Origin of the sequence: Bowmanella dokdonensis, assembly GCF_017254865.1 — a bacterium.
Taxonomy (GTDB): Bacteria; Pseudomonadota; Gammaproteobacteria; order Enterobacterales; family Alteromonadaceae; genus Bowmanella; species Bowmanella dokdonensis.
Map to the genome: position 1 here is coordinate 1 of NZ_JAFKCV010000406.1, position 283 is coordinate 283.

Here is a 283-nt window from a genome sequence, read left to right on the forward strand (position 1 = left end):
GTTTAGCCAGCGCCGCATCAATACGGGCAATATATTGTTCGCTGGGCAGACGCAGCATGGCGCCGTCTACCATTAGATTCAGATTCTGTCTTTCAAAGGCGTTGGGGTTGAGCTCGTAAATGGCCACCATCACCTGATAGATACTCAGGGATTTATTCTGGCGATACCGCTGTGCGATGCGCCACAAGGTATCATCTGAGGTTATCGGACCATAAACTACGCCGGAATATTCACGGGTGGCGTTTTTGGGGCCTTTTATCTCAATAGACTGGGCATGACTGGT

General features: G+C 50.2%; 1 protein-coding gene. It reads right to left on the reverse strand.

Annotated features, from left to right (window positions below):
- Nucleotides 1–283: FimV/HubP family polar landmark protein (locus J0A66_RS23090; RefSeq protein ID WP_206576105.1), on the reverse strand; the 283-nt coding region annotated here is incomplete at both ends.